Origin of the sequence: Snodgrassella sp. W8124, from assembly GCF_016100875.1 — a bacterium.
In the GTDB taxonomy this organism is placed as follows: Bacteria; Pseudomonadota; Gammaproteobacteria; order Burkholderiales; family Neisseriaceae; genus Snodgrassella; species Snodgrassella alvi.
In genome coordinates this window covers 1,488,970-1,508,589 of record NZ_JACFRP010000001.1, presented here as the reverse complement: position 1 = coordinate 1,508,589, position 19,620 = coordinate 1,488,970, and the positions used below count along the sequence as shown (strand labels likewise).

General features: G+C 36.8%; 20 protein-coding genes. 10 read left to right on the top strand and 10 right to left on the bottom strand.

The genetic code is table 11. The features are described 5' to 3' along the window. Window positions 1-5: 5 nt before the first annotated feature. The 6 genes from H3U73_RS06670 (at window position 6) to H3U73_RS06645 (ending at window position 2,583) form a co-directional block, all read left to right on the top strand. On the top strand, window positions 6-647 hold the full coding sequence (locus H3U73_RS06670; RefSeq protein ID WP_025330145.1) for a hypothetical protein: 642 nt from the start codon (window positions 6-8) through the stop codon (window positions 645-647). Window positions 648-692: 45 nt separating this feature from the next. Beyond that, window positions 693-1,169: a hypothetical protein gene (locus H3U73_RS06665; protein ID WP_084551411.1), complete on the top strand. Its 477-nt coding sequence runs from the start codon at window positions 693-695 to the stop codon at window positions 1,167-1,169. Next, window positions 1,166-1,483 (top strand): hypothetical protein, encoded by a 318-nt coding sequence (locus H3U73_RS06660; RefSeq protein ID WP_144363201.1) that lies wholly within the window; start codon window positions 1,166-1,168, stop codon window positions 1,481-1,483. The genes H3U73_RS06665 and H3U73_RS06660 overlap by 4 nt, the downstream gene beginning before the upstream one ends. A 191-nt stretch (window positions 1,484-1,674) precedes the next feature. Continuing rightward, on the top strand, window positions 1,675-1,956 hold the full coding sequence (locus H3U73_RS06655) for a BrnT family toxin (RefSeq protein WP_084551409.1): 282 nt from the start codon (window positions 1,675-1,677) through the stop codon (window positions 1,954-1,956). Continuing rightward, on the top strand, window positions 1,953-2,165 hold the full coding sequence (locus tag H3U73_RS06650) for a BrnA antitoxin family protein (protein ID WP_025330149.1): 213 nt from the start codon (window positions 1,953-1,955) through the stop codon (window positions 2,163-2,165). The genes H3U73_RS06655 and H3U73_RS06650 overlap by 4 nt, the downstream gene beginning before the upstream one ends. A 190-nt stretch (window positions 2,166-2,355) precedes the next feature. Continuing rightward, window positions 2,356-2,583, top strand: a complete 228-nt coding sequence (locus H3U73_RS06645) for a hypothetical protein (protein WP_084551408.1) — start codon at window positions 2,356-2,358, stop codon at window positions 2,581-2,583. A 319-nt stretch (window positions 2,584-2,902) separates the two neighbouring features. On the opposite strand, the gene H3U73_RS06640 is transcribed toward H3U73_RS06645, so the two are convergent. The 3 genes from H3U73_RS06640 to H3U73_RS06630 all read right to left on the bottom strand — a co-directional run bounded on the left by H3U73_RS06640 (window position 2,903) and on the right by H3U73_RS06630 (window position 5,367). Next, window positions 2,903-3,601, bottom strand: a complete 699-nt coding sequence (locus tag H3U73_RS06640; protein WP_084551407.1) for a S24 family peptidase — start codon at window positions 3,599-3,601, stop codon at window positions 2,903-2,905. A gap of 263 nt (window positions 3,602-3,864) precedes the next feature. Further along, the gene (locus H3U73_RS06635) at window positions 3,865-4,152 is read right to left on the bottom strand and encodes a S24 family peptidase (RefSeq protein WP_084551406.1); all 288 of its coding nucleotides are present in this window, start codon (window positions 4,150-4,152) and stop codon (window positions 3,865-3,867) included. Between the two features lie 495 nt (window positions 4,153-4,647). Further along, window positions 4,648-5,367: a helix-turn-helix transcriptional regulator gene (locus H3U73_RS06630; protein ID WP_025330151.1), complete on the bottom strand. Its 720-nt coding sequence runs from the start codon at window positions 5,365-5,367 to the stop codon at window positions 4,648-4,650. A 475-nt stretch (window positions 5,368-5,842) separates the two neighbouring features. Between H3U73_RS06630 and H3U73_RS06625 the strand changes: the two genes are divergently transcribed. Together H3U73_RS06625 and H3U73_RS06620 are read left to right on the top strand one after the other, a co-directional pair. Then, on the top strand, window positions 5,843-6,442 hold the full coding sequence (locus tag H3U73_RS06625) for a hypothetical protein (protein ID WP_038648669.1): 600 nt from the start codon (window positions 5,843-5,845) through the stop codon (window positions 6,440-6,442). Between the two features lie 619 nt (window positions 6,443-7,061). Then, a protein-coding gene (locus H3U73_RS06620; RefSeq protein ID WP_370570144.1) for an IS3 family transposase occupies window positions 7,062-8,143 on the top strand; the annotation gives its coding sequence in 2 pieces (ribosomal slippage) (window positions 7,062-7,305 and window positions 7,305-8,143; 1,083 coding nt in all). 439 nt (window positions 8,144-8,582) lie between these two features. Here H3U73_RS06620 and H3U73_RS06615 read toward each other — a convergent pair. After that, the gene (locus H3U73_RS06615; protein WP_084551864.1) at window positions 8,583-8,912 is read right to left on the bottom strand and encodes an ATP-binding protein; all 330 of its coding nucleotides are present in this window, start codon (window positions 8,910-8,912) and stop codon (window positions 8,583-8,585) included. A 132-nt stretch (window positions 8,913-9,044) separates the two neighbouring features. Beyond that, the gene (locus H3U73_RS06610; protein ID WP_084551863.1) at window positions 9,045-9,866 is read right to left on the bottom strand and encodes a helix-turn-helix domain-containing protein; all 822 of its coding nucleotides are present in this window, start codon (window positions 9,864-9,866) and stop codon (window positions 9,045-9,047) included. 200 nt (window positions 9,867-10,066) lie between these two features. Between H3U73_RS06610 and H3U73_RS06605 the strand changes: the two genes are divergently transcribed. Beyond that, window positions 10,067-11,431 carry an MFS transporter gene (locus H3U73_RS06605; protein WP_084551862.1) on the top strand — a complete coding sequence of 455 codons (1,365 nt, stop codon included), beginning with the start codon at window positions 10,067-10,069 and terminating at the stop codon, window positions 11,429-11,431. Window positions 11,432-11,558: 127 nt separating this feature from the next. On the opposite strand, the gene H3U73_RS06600 is transcribed toward H3U73_RS06605, so the two are convergent. Genes H3U73_RS06600 through H3U73_RS06590 form a run of 3 tightly spaced genes read right to left on the bottom strand, consistent with a single transcriptional unit; the run spans window position 11,559 to window position 14,293 of the window. Further along, window positions 11,559-12,929 (bottom strand): histidine kinase dimerization/phospho-acceptor domain-containing protein, encoded by a 1,371-nt coding sequence (locus H3U73_RS06600; protein ID WP_084551861.1) that lies wholly within the window; start codon window positions 12,927-12,929, stop codon window positions 11,559-11,561. Further along, window positions 12,926-13,588 carry a response regulator gene (locus tag H3U73_RS06595; RefSeq protein WP_025330189.1) on the bottom strand — a complete coding sequence of 221 codons (663 nt, stop codon included), beginning with the start codon at window positions 13,586-13,588 and terminating at the stop codon, window positions 12,926-12,928. Before H3U73_RS06595 ends, H3U73_RS06600 begins: the two co-directional genes overlap by 4 nt. Before the next feature lie 6 nt (window positions 13,589-13,594). Beyond that, window positions 13,595-14,293 (bottom strand): VIT family protein, encoded by a 699-nt coding sequence (locus H3U73_RS06590; RefSeq protein ID WP_025330190.1) that lies wholly within the window; start codon window positions 14,291-14,293, stop codon window positions 13,595-13,597. Between the two features lie 145 nt (window positions 14,294-14,438). Between H3U73_RS06590 and H3U73_RS06585 the strand changes: the two genes are divergently transcribed. Continuing rightward, the gene (locus H3U73_RS06585; RefSeq protein WP_198190228.1) at window positions 14,439-16,067 is read left to right on the top strand and encodes a phosphoethanolamine transferase; all 1,629 of its coding nucleotides are present in this window, start codon (window positions 14,439-14,441) and stop codon (window positions 16,065-16,067) included. Between the two features lie 40 nt (window positions 16,068-16,107). On the opposite strand, the gene H3U73_RS06580 is transcribed toward H3U73_RS06585, so the two are convergent. Both H3U73_RS06580 and H3U73_RS06575 read right to left on the bottom strand, forming a co-directional pair. Then, window positions 16,108-18,327 carry a DEAD/DEAH box helicase gene (locus H3U73_RS06580; protein WP_198190227.1) on the bottom strand — a complete coding sequence of 740 codons (2,220 nt, stop codon included), beginning with the start codon at window positions 18,325-18,327 and terminating at the stop codon, window positions 16,108-16,110. Then, window positions 18,327-19,616: an ATP-binding protein gene (locus tag H3U73_RS06575; protein WP_198190351.1), complete on the bottom strand. Its 1,290-nt coding sequence runs from the start codon at window positions 19,614-19,616 to the stop codon at window positions 18,327-18,329. Before H3U73_RS06575 ends, H3U73_RS06580 begins: the two co-directional genes overlap by 1 nt. Window positions 19,617-19,620 lie beyond the last annotated feature (4 nt).

The window sequence follows — 19,620 nt, the reverse complement described above, 5'->3', positions numbered from 1 at the left end:
AATGAATGAAAGAATATTCACCAACTATTCCCGTCTGCCAGCTGGACGAAAATAACTATTTTATCGGTATGACTATAGCGGATTTAGACCCTCTTAACACGGATGGTAATTACCTGATACCTTGGCTGTGCATCATCGCTGATGAGCCTGAATTAAAAGCAGGCTATATTCCGCAATGGTTGGGCAACGTCTGGAAATATATTGAAGATCATCGCGGCGAAACCGTTTACAGCAAACAAACCGGCGAACGCATTCGCATATCTGAACTGGGAGTGCTACCGGATGATGTAACAACGCAGGCGCCATTACCCTATAGCGAATGGTTAGAAAAGGCAGAAACATGGATAGAAGTGTCTAATGCCGATGAATTGCGTCAGCTCGATAAAAGAAAAAATGCCGGTATGCTGAATCGCAGCCAGATATTAACTCAGATTGAGCTGGAGTACGGGAAAAATAAGGAAAAACTGGTGGAAATCGCTGAGCGAGAATTAACTGGTATTCATCTGATTAAAGTGCGTAATGCCATCATGGAAGCACAGACATTCACACTGGAAAATGATGATATCTGGCAGTTTTTTACTGATACCTTGGATATTGATCAGGACAGGCTGTTCCGGCTATGGGAAGAAGCTAAAAGCAACTATTAACTGATAACCGCTGAAAAGCGGTTTTTTTTATGGAGTAAATATGTCATGACAAAAGTGATTAAATGGTTTTACTGGTTACTGGACTTCCGGTTTTTACCGGACAGACTGCAAAACTGGCTGTTCGGTACCGGTACGCGAATAATCGAAGTACTGAACGGATTCGCTATGCTGGGTTTTGCGCTTGTGTTCGGCCTGCATGGTGACGAGATAATTAAGGAGGATTTATACGGCAAATTCCCGCATTTATACCCTAAGGTGTTTGTGACCATTTTAATTATGGTTGCCATCGGGCAGCTATTTACTGCCTTTTGTCATTCCAGCCGCAGCAATATTCTTTCCGGTTGTTGCCTATTGTGGTCGGCACTGATCTGGTTTGTGATATCCGGAACGTTTATCGCCGCCTATCCGCCACTGTCCACAGGCATGACCACTTATCCGCTGATTGCCATCATATGCGCACTGGCCGGCAGGAATCTGATTAAAAACACGCAACAGGCAGAAGATAAAAAAGGCGGTGAATGATGAATGAAGCATTTACACTGGCGACTTATTTTGCCCTTGCCGGTGGCTTTCTGGGCTCGCTGGTAGTGTCTGATTACCGACGCTATGGCGTCATGCTCACTGTGACATTCATCATTATAGGCATGGTTTTTTCAGCCGCAGTAACAGAGTATTTCTTTACACAGGATCACCCGTGGCTGTTTGCCGGTGCCGGTGTGTTTGCCGGAATGGCTTCTAACAAAGCAACTGCGCCAAAGCTGGCTAAAAAACTGATTAATGCTGTGTGTAACAGGGCAGAAAAGATAATCGGTGATACAGATGATAAGCAGAAATAGTGATTTGATTGTAGTTTTTTGATTATTTAACTGATTTAAGCCAGCTAAATGCCGGCTTTTTTATTTGGAGCGCTGGTGCCATTGATACAGTTGTAACTATAGATGATATGAAAAAATCATCTATATGAAAATTAACTACTTGTTATATATTTAAAATATAAATATAATATATTTACAACTAAGGGGATAGAATGATTAATGGCTTTGAATGGAATCAGGGAAAAGCAGCAAGCAATATCAAAAAGCACGGTGTATCATTTGATGAAGCTGTTACAGTATTTTGGGACGAAAATGCCTTGATAATTAATGATCCAGATCATTCCGAAGATGAAGACCGTTTCATATTGCTAGGGATGAGTGAGAATTTACGCATATTAGTGGTTATTCATTGTGAAAGAGGCGATACAATCCGTTTGATTTCTGCAAGGACTGCTACCAAGCAAGAACGCAAACAATACGAGGCACATTTATGAAAAAAGAGTACGATTTTAGTCAAGCAAAACGCAATCCGTATTCCGGACAGTTAAAGAAAACAATCACTATTCGGATTGATGAAGATAGTATTACTTATTTCAAAGATATGGCTGATGAAACCGGATTACCGTATCAGGTTTTAATGAATATGTATTTAAAAGATTGCGCCGAAAATAAGCGTAAGCTTGATATTAAATGGACTAAGTGAGTTTTTGGGAATTGAATAAGCTGCCAGTAGGCAGCTTTTTTTATGGCAAAAAAATACCCTCAAGACGGAGGAGTTTTTGAGGGCTTTAAATTAATTAAAGGGGATTAAATTTAATAATACATTAATAAATGTAAATAGTCTATACATAGCAGCCGTTCTGACTGCTTTTTTTATTTATGAAAGGTTTGATATGTACAAATTAGGCAATCGTTCTCTGAACAATTTACGCGACGTTGATGCCAATCTGGTTAAGGTCGTTAAGCGAGCCATTGAAATCTCTAAGCAGGATTTTACCGTTATTGAGGAGAAAAGAAGTAAGGAACAGTGTTTCATCAATTACGGTAAAGGGCGTACAGCTAATGAATGCGTGAAAAAGGGAGTTGATCCGAAATACGCGCGGCCGAATGAAAAAAAGTGACTTGGGTAAGTACACCGCTGGCGAGTAAGCACGCAACAAGGCGCGCGGTGGTTATTTATCCGTACCCTATCAATAGGAAAGATAACGACCCGAAGATTCGCTGCAATTAATGAAGCCATGCAACAGGCAGCCAAGGAGCTGGGCGAAAAAAATCAACTGGGGCGGCAACATTTATCAAGGTATTGCCATTTAATATGTGCGAATTTTGATGTCCTCCACACTATAAATGACTAGATTTTCGGCTATTTAGATAAAATAGCAATTTAATGTAATAATCTCTCTCTTTTTCTTTTCTTGCAATTTAAAACATAAATTTATGTTATAGCAAAACTGACCACCAAAATATTTTTCCAATAACAGTAATTGCTCCTGTATCAACCTCTTCATCAGGATATGAGTTAAAATTATAACTTTGTATCAGAATTTTGTTGCCAGGTCGTCTTTTTAGGATTTTGATATATAATAAACCGTCATGATTAATTGCGTATAATTTACCATCTTTAATCTGAGTATTACTCGTATTGATTCCAACAATTGCTCCATCTGGAATAGCTGGTTCCATACTATCATTATCAGCCACAATACATACTAAACATCTTAGATCAATACCTTTTTGATTTAACATTGTTCGTGAAAAGCGCATTTTCATATTATTAAAATTTTGTATATCTGATACAAATCCGTTACCTGCGCTTAAAATATTATCCGTATAAAAAGGAACTTCAATCTCATCATTCCCCAATGGGCATGATTCGTCATATATATATCTGGGTGCTCCTAGATGAAAGGCATTTGATTGATTAATTTTGATTTTATTGTCTTCTTCTTTAGCTAACCAACCTGATGGTAGATTTAAAGTTCGTTCTATATGTAAAGCCAAAACGTTGCCAACAGCCCTGCGATTAGTTACCCATTGATTAACTTGAGCTGGAGATCTTTTAATTGCCTCTGCAAATTTTACTTGGCTTCCGTTGAATGAATTATTTATTAAATACAATATTTTATCTCGTCTATCCATTTTTAAATCCTAATATTAGAGTTGTGAATTATAGTTAATTGTAAAATCTATTGTTTACCTAGAAATTGATCAGCTGTGTAACATTTAGAATTAATTAGTTTTTCTGCCAAGTTTATTATGGTTGCTTGGAATGTATACTATAGAGATTTAGATGTCCTTCAAACAAAAAACACCGGTAAACAGCTGCCGGTATTTACATGCAAAAATACTGTGTTAATACGGCTGAAATCATTTAAATAATGAAAATAAACTGTTAATTTAAATTATATATCAAAAAAATCTAAAGGTAATGCTTTCCAAAATTTACCGTGAATTATTAATCGATCTAAATCATCTGGTGCAATATCAAAATCTGTATATGAATAAAGTTTATTATCAGATATTACATTGATTACCCCCGATTTCCCTCTTGCTAGTCTTTTAATATAGGTATAACCATCAAATGTTATAAGATAAACTCGGTTATCTTGAAATTTATCTATATCAGTTTTAATGAATGTTATGGAGCGTCTGGGTATAGTAGATTCCATTAAATCCCCGTCAGGAGGCATAAGCTGGACACTTTGTAAATTTGTTGTGCCCAATAGCTTTATAATAGCATCGTTAGGAATCTCAACTGTCCTAAGAAGTACTGTACTGGAAATTCAGAAATTATGGTTCCTTGACCGCAAAAAGCACTCCTATCATATAATTTCAGGATTGTAGAATTGCTATTTACTGTTTCCAATGTGCTTGATTTTTGAGCTAATGAATCAGTGTCATTTGTTTTATATTTTGGATCTGTTCCATCTACTAACCATTGAGCTGAAAAAGCTGTATTTTTGACAGTTCTAACAAAGGTTTTTTACTAAGCCTGTATCACCATTAAACCATTGATTAACCAATTCTTTACTAAACTTAGCAAGATTGGCTAGTTCGATTTGTTTGCTGAGCCCACACTCAGCCATTAATTCTATTAAACGATCTCTTAGTGTACTAGGCATTTTATTTGTAATAAATATCGATAGAAAGTTTTATTATAATTTATTCTTAAATAGATCTACGCATTAAGCTAAAACAGACCACCAAAACACCCTACCAATTATATGTATTTCTTCCCGATTGACTTCTTCGTCCTTATATTCTGAAGAATTAAAACTTTGGATCAATAATTTGTTTCCTGGGCGTCTTTTTAAAATATTTATACGCAGTAATCCATTATGATTTATTGCATATATTTTGCCATCTCGAATATCTTTATCATCTGTATTGATCCCGATAGTACTGCTATCTGGAATAACAGGATACATACTATTGCCATTTGCTGTAACGCACACAACGGATTCTGGATTAATGCCGTGCTTTGCAAAAATAGAACGCGCAAAACAAAGTTTATATATATTGTAATCTTTGATGTATTCTGCAAAATCATTACTTGCCGAAAAACTAATTTCCTTATAAAACGGTACTTCTATTTCAATGTCACCTGAAGGTTTAGAATAGCCCCAGATTTCTAGAGTGCCGAGATACACAGAATTTGATTTTGAATTTTTTTGGTGTTCTTGATCCATCCATCCCTTAGGTTTATTCATGGCTTCTTCTAATTTTGAAGCCATATTTGATCCGATATTTTTTGCTTTGCCATTTTGAACAGGTGTGCGATTAATTATTTGATATAAGTAACTAGACTGTTTATATCCTGCTCTTTTAGCTAGTTGCGTTACACCTCCAGCTTCTTTGACTAATAGGTTTAAATTTTCAAGTCTTATTTTAGATGTAATTTTCATAACTTATCCTAAATAATTTCCAAAACACAATTCTAGTTGTGACTTTTAATTTTCACTAGTTTTTATTAAAATTTTAACAATATATTCAAAAGATAAAAGGAGCGCTTTTATAGCGGTTTAATTATCAGGGATTGTCGTGTTTTATTTGCTTTAATAACTAAAAAAAACCGGTTAACTGGGGCTTTATAATTAAAAGTAAAATCAGTTAACAATATTATTTTTCTTAATATGTGTTGTTAAGAGACGATATTGAATTGGATTTATACAGCATTATAATGATAAGGAATGATCGCAAAAAGAATTTACTCAAGTGATTTAGTAAATTAATTGTTTAAAGATTGATATTGCTATAGAAAAGATTCATTTGATCGATTTCTTCAGATTAAGAAAGGGATGAGATAGTTCTGAAGAAAAGAAACTAGTAGTATGAAAATCGTAATAGTTGTTGAGTGACATTTCCTAAGGATAAATTCAGATGATTATTGAAGATTTAAATATAAACTGGAAAGCAGATGGTTTATCAACATATGATTGGCCTGCAATGGATAAAAATGGAAAAATTGCAATAATGGTGAATGAATCTTGGGGAGATTTACCTAAAGCTCTATTATCCAATGATAATGCAAAATCATTACTAAATCCTTTTTTTGAACACATCTATGAAGGTCTGGATGAATATAGTCAATATTCATACAACAAACATGGACAAACAATATTGGATTTATATACTAATAATTATACGGATTTAAAAAAAAGGAAAGATGTTGAAAAGTCAGTAGCAAAGTTATCTAAGCAGAAGGTACTTTTAGATGAGGGACTATCTGCAAAAAAGGGGGTGTTTGTATATTATGGATTTCTTGATTATGAGGAAAATTATTTTTTAGTTGATTATATAGGAAAAATTAAAACCGGGGATTATTATAGATCTTATCTTCCAACAATCTATGCTTCAATCGAAGATTTACCGAAAGAGTTGTGGCCGGTAATCGTCGTATCTGATACGGTGGATTTTACAAAAGATAGAATATTCGATAATGATAAAATTAGTGAGTATTTTCCCAGAATGTTTAGCTAAAATATAGTTTAATTAAAAGCTCAGCTTATGCTGGGCTTTTATAATTTAAAGAATCTGGAAAATTATTATTATTTAATGGAACTGAAAATTTTTAAGAAGGAAAATATTATCGTGAAAGAACATGTGCTAAGGTAGTCAGTAAAAACATTGATTCTTTAAATATTTATAGACTATTAAAAAAGTAACTTAACAAGGCAGGAATACCCACTAAGTATGTCTGGACGATTCCCAAAAAGGGAAAAAATAATGGATAAAAGAGAAATTTATATAGAGATACTTTATTGGGCATTACTCATATTAGAAATCTTCAAACTCATGGTATGCTTTAAAAAACTTTGGATAAATCCTGCTATTTAGAATCTCAACTGGTACATAATTTGCCATTAAAACTTTTGAATTCAGATTTTAATGAATCTGATGTGCATTTTTTGAATTATCAGGCTAAATATTATTTTGAAAATTGTAATAATAGAATATCACCAAACTATAATATACATATTGAATGTATTAAAAAATTATTTAAATTAGTTCCCGATGAATTAAAAGTGTAACTATCCCTTAAAATAGTACAGCAAGAAAGTAGAAAATTCTCTATGATATTTTTAAGGAGAATTTCAATATGAAAAAATTTTCAGAGCATCAAATTGTATCTATTTTAAATGAAGCTGAAGTTGGCATCTCTGTCAAAGAGCTTTGCCGTAAATATGGTATGGCCGTTTCTACTTTTTATAAATGGCGAGATAAATATGGCGGTATGCAATCTTCGGATATTAAGCGCTTAAAACAGCTGGAAGCTGAAAATCGTAAACTCAAACAAATGTATGCCGAATTAAGCTTAACCTCTCAGCTTCAGCAAGAAATAATAAAAAAGCTATAGTGCCGACGTCAGTTCGCAAGAGTTGGGCACAAACACTTCAATCACAATACTGTGTGACAATTAAAATGAGTTGCGCCATTGTGAATTTAAGTCGCTGTGCTTACTACTACCAACCTAAATCGGCAGATGACTCTAGGATTATTTCGTTACTCAAGTCAATAACAGACAAGCATTTACGTTGGGGATTTCCTAAGTGTTTTCATCGAATCAGGAAACTGGGATATAAGTGGAATCATAAACGGGTTTATCGGGTTTATTGTCAATTAAAACTCAACATTCGCTCTAAACGAAATAAACGATTACCCCAGCGTTATCCACAACCATTATCAGTACCAAGTCGTCTGGGAGAATGTTGGTCAATGGATTTTATGAGTGATCGTTCTGAAAATCATCGTAGATTTAGAACCTTTAATGTTATTGATGACTTTAATCGTGAGGCATTAGGCATTGATATTGCGGTCAGTTTATCGGCAGGTAGAATTACCCGGTATTTAGATAGACTAGCTCAATATTATGGTTATCCATTAAAAATACGAGTTGATAATGGAGCAGAATTTACTGCCAATAGATTCACAGGCTGGGCAAAATTACATGGAATAAGCATAGATTACATTAAACCTGGTAGTCCTTATCAAAACGGCTATATAGAACGATTTAACCGAACATATCGAACGGAGGTATTAGATTTGTATTTATTCAAAAATCTGGAACAAGCAAGAAAAATAACGGAAGAATGGTTAGAAATATATAACACAGAAAGACCGCATGAAGCATTAAATAATATGACACCAATTGAATATAGAAACATGAAACAAATAGCATGATTTTCTACTTGGTTTGTGTGCTAACAATGGGGTATTTACAATATTCATATTACAATTTACTAAATGAAAAAGCTAAAAGTAGATTCTTGCAAATTATTTTTATCAAAATTCTGAAATAAGCAATTATATTGGAGTTCAATAAATAAATTACTATATTAAATAAAGTAGGTAAATTTATATCTTTTGGTAATTACTAAAATTATATTTTATATTTTCAATATAAATAATATATTTTTTTTGAGAATTATTTTGTGTATCGATCGTTGATCAATGGATAAGGTTTTCACGCATGTCCAAATTACACGTTCATTTTAATTGTTAAATATTTTTACGTAAATTAAATTTATATAATTGGTCATATTATAAATTTCTTATATTTTATAGTAGCTTGAAATTTAACCTTGATACTTTTGTAATGTTTAAAATCATTTAAGTATAATTATAATCTATGTAAAAATGCTATACCATCAACAATAGACAGCCTCAAGCCACTGCCACTGCTTTCTTGCCCTGCCGGCCGGAAAAAGCGTTCACGCAGACGTTTCAGGTTTTCTGAGACAATATCATTACAGGGATTAGTAATGCTGATAGAGTTTGTGTTTAGGGTTAAATTAATAATACTGTGTTCAGAACTATAGCGAATGGCATTATCAAGCAGATTACGGATAAGAATAGTCAGCAGGGTATGGTCACCGTAAATAGGTAATACTGCCGCCGCATCAGTATTAAATTGCCGCAGGATAGGACACAGGTGTTCACGTGCCAGCAAGTTTACACTTTAAATTTAAGAATGAGAGGTTGTTGTGCTTTAGAGTGACGATAATTATGTATTGCCATAGGTAAAAAGCGAATATACTTTTCTGTAGAGATTTATTTGGTTAATTTACTATTAATATGATTATTATTTTAGATAGTAGTGTGAGTAAAGTTTCGCCATGAGACGGTTTCTCATAGCTTTTTGGTAGCTTCCCGGCGTTACCCCGAAATTTCGTCGGAAAATAGCAATAAACCCGCTAATATTATCATAACCTAAATATAAAGAGATTTCTGTGACTGGTTTTCCGGCAGCAAGCAATTCTAACGCTTTTAACATGCGCAGTTTCTGACGCCATTCTGTGAAGTTAAACCCGGTTTCATTTGTAAACCGACGTGTTAATGAGCGTCGGGAAATGCCAGCCCAGATGCCCCAGTCGTTTATTTTCCTATCATCACCAGGATTATCACACAAAGCTAAAGCGATTTTTAACAGACGCATATCTTTGGGCATTGGAAGTGCTAGCTCAACTTGAGGCATTGTTCTAATCTCGTCAAGGATTACGGCAATTAATCGCTTCTGTTCTGGTTCCAGTTCTGAATTATGCCATGACATGGTTCGTGTAATTGCTTCACGCAGTAAGTCAGATAATTCTAAAACGCATGGTTTGACAGGTAGTTTAGTACATGCGTTTTTTTGTATATAGATGCTCCATCCTTCGAATGGTCCATGTGATCCAAGAAGACTATGCTGTACATTCGGAGGTATCCAGACACCATGAGTTGCGGGCACTACCCATTGACAATTTTCTGCTTCAATTGAAATTAAACCTTGTAATGTGCCGAGTAATTGTCCTCTCGCATGACCATGGCGTTGTGTCACTCTTTGTGAAGAGTGGCTGACTGTCGATATGATCATTGGTTCGCTATCAGAAGAAGCGATCTGTGGAGAAATGAGCGGAGTATTCATTTATATGGCCCCTATGGGATATTTTGTGGCTTAAATTGGTTAGTAAAACTCTATTCTACTGTCTATCCTGAAGCCTCTTAATTGTATTGAAGATAACAAGTTAGCAATAAATAGATAAGTTGTAGATATGCAAAATAATAGTTTTTTATACAAATTTATTGGTTATTTTCAAATTTATTAATCTCTAGAGAGAGTTTGACATGGCACATTCAGTTGAGCTGACGGTCGCAGAAAGAAAGTTAGTGTTTGCTATGACGCTATCTAGTATATTGCCATTACTGGATAGCAGCGTTGTTAATGTTATTTTATCCTCAATTTCGAATGACATTAATGCCTCTTATGCTTATATACAATGGGCTGTTACTGTATATATGCTGGCCTGTTCTACGTGTATATTACTATCTCCTTATATACATGAAAATTTTGGACTCAAGAAAGCATGGATATGCTCAATTTTTGTTTTTCTTGTTGGTTCTATATTGGTTGGATTTTCATATAATCTAATGTCTTTAATCCTGTTTAGATGTCTGCAAGGTTTTGGTGCAGGAATATTAATTCCAATTACTCAATCCACAATAGCGACTTATTTTGGTAAGGAAGGACTAAAGCCGGTTATGGCATTGATTGCTATTCCGTCAGTCTTTGCCCCTGCACTAGGACCAGTTTTTGGAGCAATCATATCAGAACAGTTAAATTGGAGAATAGCTTTTTTTATCAATATACCTTTAGTGCTTTTGGCTTTTTTCTTTGGCTGGACGAAAATACCTGATATTAAAACGTCTAAATACAATATGAATATTTATGTATTTTTGACATTTTTAATTTCTTTAATTCTATTTTTTATCTCTATTAAAAATATCGCATCTGGGCATTTTTTTGATATTTCTAATATTATTATGCTGGTTTTAGGTATTGGTTTGATGATGGTTTCGCTTATTATTAATAACAAGTCAGACAGTAAACTGATCGATTTAAGTGCATTTAATAGCTCTAAATACTCAATGTCAATAATGATGGGGTTTCTGACATCGTTTATCTTTTTTGGTTTTATGATTTTTTTTCCTTTAATACAAGCAATAAAGGATAATGTATCTATTACATATATTGGTATGCTGCTTGCCCTGCAAGGTGTAGGTGCCTGGTTGGCTAGAAAATTTATTTATAAATCTCTAAGTGAGATAAATTCATTTCTAATTATTGGTGTAGGATTAATAATATCAGCAATCAGTATATTAATTATTCAAGTTGGTGGGAACGCCTCTGAAATCATCGGTTTTACTGTCCGAGGCTCCGGATTAGGCATCGCCACGATTGCTGTTCTCTCTTCTCCATTCGAGTTTTGTGATAAAAATCAAATCAAGGACACGAGTGCTGTCACGCGTGTTGTACAGCAGATTGGCGGTGCATTTGGGGGAGTATTATCAGGAATACTTATCTACCTGACGCAAGCTCAATTAATTTCAGTAAACAATGCTTATCATGTAATGTTTTTTGTATCTCTTGTATTTGGTGTTATTGCTGTTATTGCCTATATTTTCTTTGGTCGAGTGAATAAAATCGCTTAACATAAGATTTGGTTCATTTATATGAATTTTGGGCGCCGATTAACAAGTCTGTTGCTGTGCGAATAGTGCAAACATTAGCTAAAAGCCCCACCATCTTACAAACAAATCCTTAGTTAATATTATTGTATTATGATGCTTTTTGTTGCAGTTTAACCTGGAAATTAATAGTTTCATTTTTATACTTTCTAATCTTTACTATATCTAATTCCATTTGCAGCCAGTGCAGCTGAGCAATACCATCAACAATAGACAGCCCTAAGCCACTGCCACTGCTTTCTTGCCCTGCCGGCCGGAAAAAGCGTTCACGCAGACGTTTCAGGTTTTCTGAGGCAATATCATTACAGGGATTAGTAATGCTGATAGAGTTTGTGTTCAGGGTTAAATTAATAATACTGTGTTCAGGGCTATAGCGAATGGCATTATCAAGCAGATTACGGATAAGAATAGTCAGCAGGGTATGGTCACCGCAAATAGGTAATACTGCCATCGCATCAGTATTAAATTGCCGCAGGATACGACATTGGTGTTCACGTGACAGCAAGCTGACACTCTCTATAGCGTCGTTGGTAATATCTGTCCAGTTAACTGCTTCGGTATGGGGTAACTCGGTAAGTGGATCAAGGCGGGAAAGAGTAAGAAGCTGATCGACCAGATGGGTAGTGCGGTCGATGCTGTGTTCAATGCTGCGTACACGCTTTTGCTGAGCATCGTTCAGACTGGTAAGTGCCAGCACTTCTGTTTGTACTTTAAGTGCGGCTAACGGGCTGCGCAGTTCATGTGCTGCATCTGCTGTGAAGCGCAGTTCACGTGCGCGAGATTGTTCTATACGCTGAAATAAATCATTCAATGCATTGATAATAGGCAGAATTTCGGTAGGCACAATATTAGAAAGAGGTGTAATACTGTGCGGTTCTCTATGGTACAGAGTTTGTGCCAGTGTCTGAAGTGGCTGTGTACCACGGCGTACACTCCATGCAATCAGCCATAGTAAAAGTGGCAGAGCAAGTATAGATACTGCCAGTTGAGACCATACTGCACGCAATACAGTTTGCAAACGTTCGTGCATACTGAATGATACGGCTACTTTGAGTTGCTGCTGAGGACTGTTCAGATAAAAAATACGCCATGCATGGCTTTGCCACCAGTATCCCTGATTGATAAATCCCTGATAATCTGGTTGATAGGGAATAGACTGACCAGTTTCATCGGCATTAATGAGTTTACCTTTATACCAGATGGCGTATCCGGATTCTTTGGCATCAATAAGCCCGCGCTGTGGTTTTGGAATAGATGGTAAAGCGGGATATTGGCTGGAATTGAGGTTGATTGGTGTATGTAATAATCGCTGTGCCAGCTGACTCATCTGGGTATCACCGGCTTCATTGATTTCATGCATTACCGCCACTGCGCTAATGATGGCTGTCAGAATCCACAGAAGTGGCAGGGTGATACCAAGATAGATAATTAAGCGCCGGCTGATAGCAGTGGTTGGCTTCAAGGTGCCTCTCCGAGCTGATAGCCCAATCCGCGCCGGGTACGAATAATGGTTGTACTGATTTTTTTACGTAAATGATGCACGTGTACTTCTATGGCATTGCTCTCGACTTCCTGTTCCCAGCTATACAGTTTATCTTCGATTTGAGCGCGGCTGAAAACATGTTGCGGATGAGTGACGAGTAGCTGTAATAACAGCCATTCACGCTGGGTAAGATTAAGTGGTTTGCCATACAGGCAGGCATGACAGGAGTTAAGTTTCAGACTCAGCTGCCCGAAGTTAATTTCGGTCTGACTGATGCCCTGACTGCGACGAATAAGCGCATGTAAACGTGCAATCACTTCATCAAGCGCAAAAGGTTTACATAAATAATCATCAGCACCGGCATTCAGACCGGCAAGTCTGTCGGGCAGGGCATCACGGGCGGTGAGAATCAAAACCGGTGTGCTGAGATTCTTGCTGCGCCAATGGCTTAAAACGTCCATACCATCTCTTTCCGCCAGACTTAAATCAAGTATTACAGCATCGTATGGTGCTACACTTAATGCCTGTTCTCCAAGGCGGCCGGATGCAAAAATATCACAAGCCATACCATGCTGGCTCAGACCGGCAGTGAGGCCGTCAGCAATGTCTCTGTCATCTTCAAGAATCAGTATACGCATATTTTTTCATATAATGATACCAATAATCCGACCTATCATGCTGGTAAAGGCCAGTGCAAGTGCACCTAATATGACGATTCGGATTACAGCCGGACGTTTGGGAGCTCCGCCCAGATGTGCTGATATGCAGCCCAGAATACCAAGACCGGCTATGGTGGTAACAGACAGTATGCTCATCAGCCATACGGTAGAGCTTAACAGAGATAGTAATACTGGTAATAAAGCACCGCAAGCAAAAGACAGTGCAGAAGCCAAAGCTGCCTGAAGCGGATTGGCTTTACTGACTTCGGTGATACCGATTTCCTCACGGGCGTGGGCTTCAAGAGCATTATGTTTGGTTAGAGCTTCGGCAACCTGTTGTGCAAGTGTTTTGTTTAAACCACGCTGACGATAAATATTAGCCAGTTCTTCCAGTTCTATTTCCGGATATCGGATAAGTGAGTCCAGTTCTTTGCGTAAATCAGCTGCTTCTGTATCGCGCTGGCTGGAAACGGAAACATATTCTCCCGCAGCCATAGAGGCGGCACCTGAAACAAGCGCTGCAATACCGGATATAAGCAAGGTATGCTGATCCGGATCGGCTGCTGCCATCCCCATTAGCAGGCTGGCAGTGGAAATCAGTCCATCGTTAGCGCCAAGAACGCTTGCGCGTAACCAATTGTTACGATTAGAAAAATGTTGTTCGTCATGCCATGACTGGCTCATTTCGGGCTCCTGATAAGTACAAATTAGTACTTTGCAGACATATTAATTACCGTACCACAATGACGCCTCTTATTGGCATGGTTTACCTTAAGCTTCACTTAAGGCTGTTTTTTTACACTTGCCGCTGTTTAGTTAACAGGGGCTGATGATGCAGTCGAAATGGGTATTAAGCAGCAATCGGGCCATATTATTGCTCAGTATTTATATCTTATTAATATTTAATTTAGGTTTCTGGAGCTATCTGTTTCAGCATGTAACCCTGAAAAATAATGTTATTTTCTGGTTTACCGTGCCTGCTGTGATGCTGGCAGCAATGAATTTTTGTATGCAGTTGTTATTCTGGCCATATTTACATCGGTTGATGGTGCCATTGCTTCTGTTGCTGGGTTCAGCTGTAAGCTATGCAGTGATGATGCAGCATATTTATTTTGATGCCAATATGCTGCAAAACATTATGCAAACTAATATAGGTGAAGCCGGTGCCTGGCTGACGCCTCAATTCTGGATGTGGCTGGGCATTACCGGTTTATTGCCGGCGCAGTGGTATTGCTGGGGTGTTAATATTCATTATACAAAACCATGGTATCGTGAATTCGGCAAACGAATTGTAGTCATAATTGTTTCTTTGATTACGGTTTTTACACTTATTCTGCTTGCGTATGGCAGTTATATTTCTTTTTTCCGGAATAATAAAACTGTGAATCATTTAATAGTGCCCACTAATTTTGTCGGAGCAGCAGTAAAAACAGTTTATAACACATATGATGCTCATCAGCCTTTGCAACGCATAGGACTGGATGCCAGTCATCAGCGTCATGGGAATAAACGGTTATTGATACTGGTGATGGGTGAAACCACGCGCGCTCAGAATTGGGGATTGAATGGTTATCCGCGTCAGACTACGCCAGAGCTTGCTGCTATGGGTGATCAGGTTGTCAATTTCCCTCAGGTTAGTTCGTGTGGTACAGCAACTGCTGTGTCTTTACCCTGCCTTTTCTCGAATATGCCACGCCAGCATTATCAGGCTAATCTGGCAAAACATCAGGAAGGGCTGCTGGATGTTTTGCAACATTCAGGAGTTGCGGTAAGCTGGCGTGATAATGATGGCGGGTGTAAAGGTGTTTGTGACCGTATCCATCATCAGGATGTACGGGACTGGGCGCCGAATTTGAAATGTAATAGTGATGGTTGTCTGGATGAAAGCCTGTTAATTAATTTACACGATATAATTACCAATATGCCTGATGATGCTGTACTGGTATTGCATACAATGGGTAGTCACGGCCCCGCTTATTATCAGCGTTATCCTGAGGCATTCCGGCGCTTTACACCGACTTGTGATACGAATCAGATTCAGCAGTGTACCAGGGAGCAATTGCGTAATACATACGATAATACAGTACTGTATACAGACCATATACTGGCAGAAATAATTAAGTTATTACAAAATGAATCCGGTCTGGCCAGTGCGATGTGGTATTTTTCTGATCATGGAGAATCTTTGGGTGAAAATGGTATATATCTGCATGCAACACCCTATGCTATTGCACCGGAAAAGCAAACCCGTGTACCTATGTTGTTCTGGGCAAACCATGATTTTGCCGAAATCAGTAATCTGGATATGAACTGCTTACGCCGGTATGCGCATCAGCAAGAATTTTCACATGATAATATTTTTCATTCAGTATTGGGACTAATGGATGTGAAAACCAGTGAATACCAAACTCAGCTGGATTTATTCGCATCGTGCCGGAAAAATAACTTTAATTATTGATTTGAAAATAATTATTATATGAATATTATGTTTTAGTAATTTATGATTTTGTATGAGCAAATTGCTGTAACCATTTTTTTGTTGCTTGTAGATCAAAAGCCTGACGGGCATATTTCATTAATAACAAATGTTTAGGAAGATAAGAGTCAAATTTTTCCTGTTTTTGTTCTGGAACAAGTTGTGCAAGTGCCCAATCTTCACCAAAATCTTCCTCAGCAAGTTGTTTTAATATTTTTTCGACATCTTCAATTGATTTATCATATACTAAAATTATTCCATTATTTATCGCTAGAGTCAGATCTTTCCGATGTAAAAGGGCAAAGAGAGTATTAATAAGTTTGTCTCCTTCCCACGTTAATATATACACTGTGTTATCGTACTGGATTAATCTTTCTGTAGAAAGTTTAAAATATTTAAAAAAACGACAGCTTTCAATAAATAGGTTTTTAGCATTATTATCGGTAAAATCTGCTTTCCCGTTTGCAGCTGATATCCTGAAATCTTCATCGCATAATATTTGATACATTTCCTTACGGATAGTTCCATGAATATTTAAACTATTATTTTGAAATGTCGGAGGAACTCCTCCTTTTGTTTTATCAACTAAAATGATTTTATCTGAAATATCAATGCTGATTATTTGCCAGCGCTGGCCAGCAAAAATGATATTTTGTCCTTTTATGAGTATATTCGTGACAGGTATAGATCCTAGCGTTTTGTTTTTGGTTATTACCCGATACTCAAGCGGAGTTTGGAAGACACTATAAAAAGTATAATGGTTAACAAGTTTTTCACCATTTACGCCTAAAATCAGAATATCGTTGTGTGTCTGGCCAATTAATTGCTCTGAACCCATATGTCTGAGCAAACTTTTAAACTGTGATGTGGTAACGTTTTGAAAAGGTCCTTCCTTGCATAATAATTGGTAAAGCTGTTCTATCCGGATACCACCCCATTGAGCAAGTACAGACAAAATTTGATGCAAAAGTGTTGAGAAATGAAGCAAGCCGTTATCGACTGGTTCAAACCAGTTACTGCTGATTAACAGACGTACCATCGCTAAAGCTTGAATTAATTCCAGATGTAATAAATCGATAAAATTAGATGTTTCTGTTTTTTTTGTTCCAGCTATTAACATCCGTAATATTGATGAATTGCCACGTCTGCCACTTCGTCCTACCCGCTGTCGCAAACTAGAAACTGAATGCGGGCTACCTATTTGTATAACCGAATTAACTTTACCAATATCAATTCCTAATTCAAGAGTCATAGTGCAAATTGCAGTAGTAGGAAGTGAACTTTTCTGTAAACGTTGTTCTAAGGATTCCCGAAATGATTTTGCTAAAGAGCCATGATGCGGGAAAAATTCATTCGGCAGATTTTTTTGCTCACACATATCACTCAGGCAAACAGCAATTTTTTCACACTTTGGTCGGCTATTAACAAAAACAAGATTGTTACTACCGCGGCAAAAGCGAAATATGTCCTGACAAATTTGATCTGTAACAGTATTAGTAGTTTTAGAAAAACGATTTTCTATCTCATCCTGTTTAGATTGATCAATATAGCCACGTACTTGTAATTTAAGTGAAGAATGAGCATGGGTTTCGCGAATTATCTGGCAATGGAGTCTTTGATTTGGTCGTAGCGACAAAGGAACACTGTTTAAATCGCCTAATGTAGCACTTAAGGCAATGCGTGGAACTGGTGTTTTTAGCTTGCCTATAAGGTGTTCAGTACGAGTTAGCAATGATAATAATTGTATGCCTCTTTCTTGACCGATAAAAGCATGAAATTCATCAATAATGATATATTGCAATGACTGAAAAGCTTTTCGGAACCAGCCAGAATCATTGAGAAGCATTGATTCTAACGATTCTGGTGTAATTAGCAGAATACCAGAGGGAGATTTTTTAAATTTAGTTTTCTGGTTTGCAGGAATATCTCCGTGCCATGGGGTAAGTTGCATCGACAGCACTTTCGTCAGACTATAAAGGCGACGATACTGGTCATTAATCAATGCCTTTAATGGACTGATATATAAGATACTTACTCCATTTTGTATTTCCATGCATTTACTACAGGCAGGCAAAAATGCAGCTTCTGTTTTGCCTGCAGCTGTTGAGGCACTAATTAGTACATCGGTTTTTCCAGCAAGTATCGGAGCAATAGCAAGTTGCTGAATTTCTCGCAGGCTATTCCAACCTTGCTGGTAAATCCACTTCTTTACTTTTTGGTTTAGTAAATGATAGCTTTGCATTACAGTCTGAAATCTGTCAGATTATCATCATTTTCAATTTCTATTTCCATATCAGAGTTTTTTTCTTCTTCTATTTTGAGTGATTCAAGTAGTTGCTGCCATGAAATCTCTGGATGTTGTTCTATAACGGTAAGCATATCCAAAAATGCCTTAATAGTGTTACGTGGCGTTTTGAAATAGGCTTCTCCGATGGTTTGGTTACAATGAATCAGAAATGCCGTTAAAGAATCATCTGGGACAAGGTATTTAGTACTGTCTCCTGAGGCATAAATATGCCGAAGATTTTTTAGTAAAATATATAATTCTTCAGGGGAAAGACAGGCTAAATGTAATGCTGGGGATGAGTAATCGATTACGTCTGCTTGTTTAGCAAAATTATTTTCTGCAAGTCTTGTTTGCAATGCTTCATAACTATATAAGCCTTTGTAAGGATCAAGCAGAAATTCAGGTGTTCCACCTAATAAGAAGCCAATATATTCAGCATTTCCCTGTAAGCAATCATTTAATATGCGTAGTATTTGCTCATAATTTGATTTTCTGGCCTGTGTATTGCTTAGCTTATATAAATTTACCATTTCGTCCAGATTAACCAATAATCCGCTATAACCAGCCTGTCGTACAAATAGACTCATTATTTTTAAAGCATCGTAAAAAAAAGCGTCGGAAATAATGGTTCTCACCCCTAAATCATTGCGGGCATCGGTTTTGGTGCTGTATTCTGCTCTTAACCATTTAATCGCACAAGCTTTTAAATGTTCATTATCCTCTTCGCTTGCTTTCCAGTATATTTCAATAACTTTGGCAAAATCATAACCTCCAACCATTTCAGATATGGCTGTGAGTCTTTTATGAATAACTTTCTCTACACTGTAGTCGTTGCTTTCTGCTTCTTTCTGAACTTGGGTAATGAATTTTTCTACAACACTGGTCAGGGCGTTTCCATCAGGTTTATTACGTGTAGACATATTTTTCATTAATTCTGAGTAGAGATTTTTGGCCTGACCACCAGTAGCATGCAGGCGTCTGTCTGGAGATAAATCTGCATGTAATGTTACAAATTTCCGTTCCAGTGCAATTGCTCTTACTACACTCATAAAAAAAGTTTTGCCTGAACCATAGTCACCAATAATCAGCCTGAAAGCAGCTCCTCCATCTTCTATACGCTGGATATCTTGTATCATGGCTTTTAATTCATTAACTCTTCCCACCTGTATATACTGAATACCGATTTTCGGAGTAACACCTGCTTTCAGAGATTGAATAATTGCATCTCTTTCTTTTGCTCTGATTTTT

Excerpts from the sequence above, each read along its gene's own strand:
- H3U73_RS06670 (WP_025330145.1), top strand. The coding sequence starts at position 6 with ATGAAAGAATATTCACCAACTATTCCCGTCTGCCAGCTGGACGAAAAT.
- H3U73_RS06665 (WP_084551411.1), top strand. The coding sequence starts at position 693 with ATGACAAAAGTGATTAAATGGTTTTACTGGTTACTGGACTTCCGGTTT.
- H3U73_RS06660 (WP_144363201.1), top strand. The coding sequence starts at position 1,166 with ATGATGAATGAAGCATTTACACTGGCGACTTATTTTGCCCTTGCCGGT.
- H3U73_RS06655 (WP_084551409.1), top strand. The coding sequence starts at position 1,675 with ATGATTAATGGCTTTGAATGGAATCAGGGAAAAGCAGCAAGCAATATC.
- H3U73_RS06650 (WP_025330149.1), top strand. The coding sequence starts at position 1,953 with ATGAAAAAAGAGTACGATTTTAGTCAAGCAAAACGCAATCCGTATTCC.
- H3U73_RS06645 (WP_084551408.1), top strand. The coding sequence starts at position 2,356 with ATGTACAAATTAGGCAATCGTTCTCTGAACAATTTACGCGACGTTGAT.
- H3U73_RS06640 (WP_084551407.1), bottom strand. The coding sequence starts at position 3,601 with ATGGATAGACGAGATAAAATATTGTATTTAATAAATAATTCATTCAAC.
- H3U73_RS06635 (WP_084551406.1), bottom strand. The coding sequence starts at position 4,152 with ATGCCTCCTGACGGGGATTTAATGGAATCTACTATACCCAGACGCTCC.
- H3U73_RS06630 (WP_025330151.1), bottom strand. The coding sequence starts at position 5,367 with ATGAAAATTACATCTAAAATAAGACTTGAAAATTTAAACCTATTAGTC.
- H3U73_RS06625 (WP_038648669.1), top strand. The coding sequence starts at position 5,843 with ATGATTATTGAAGATTTAAATATAAACTGGAAAGCAGATGGTTTATCA.
- H3U73_RS06610 (WP_084551863.1), bottom strand. The coding sequence starts at position 9,866 with ATGAATACTCCGCTCATTTCTCCACAGATCGCTTCTTCTGATAGCGAA.
- H3U73_RS06605 (WP_084551862.1), top strand. The coding sequence starts at position 10,067 with ATGGCACATTCAGTTGAGCTGACGGTCGCAGAAAGAAAGTTAGTGTTT.
- H3U73_RS06595 (WP_025330189.1), bottom strand. The coding sequence starts at position 13,588 with ATGCGTATACTGATTCTTGAAGATGACAGAGACATTGCTGACGGCCTC.
- H3U73_RS06590 (WP_025330190.1), bottom strand. The coding sequence starts at position 14,293 with ATGAGCCAGTCATGGCATGACGAACAACATTTTTCTAATCGTAACAAT.
- H3U73_RS06585 (WP_198190228.1), top strand. The coding sequence starts at position 14,439 with ATGATGCAGTCGAAATGGGTATTAAGCAGCAATCGGGCCATATTATTG.
- H3U73_RS06580 (WP_198190227.1), bottom strand. The coding sequence starts at position 18,327 with ATGCAAAGCTATCATTTACTAAACCAAAAAGTAAAGAAGTGGATTTAC.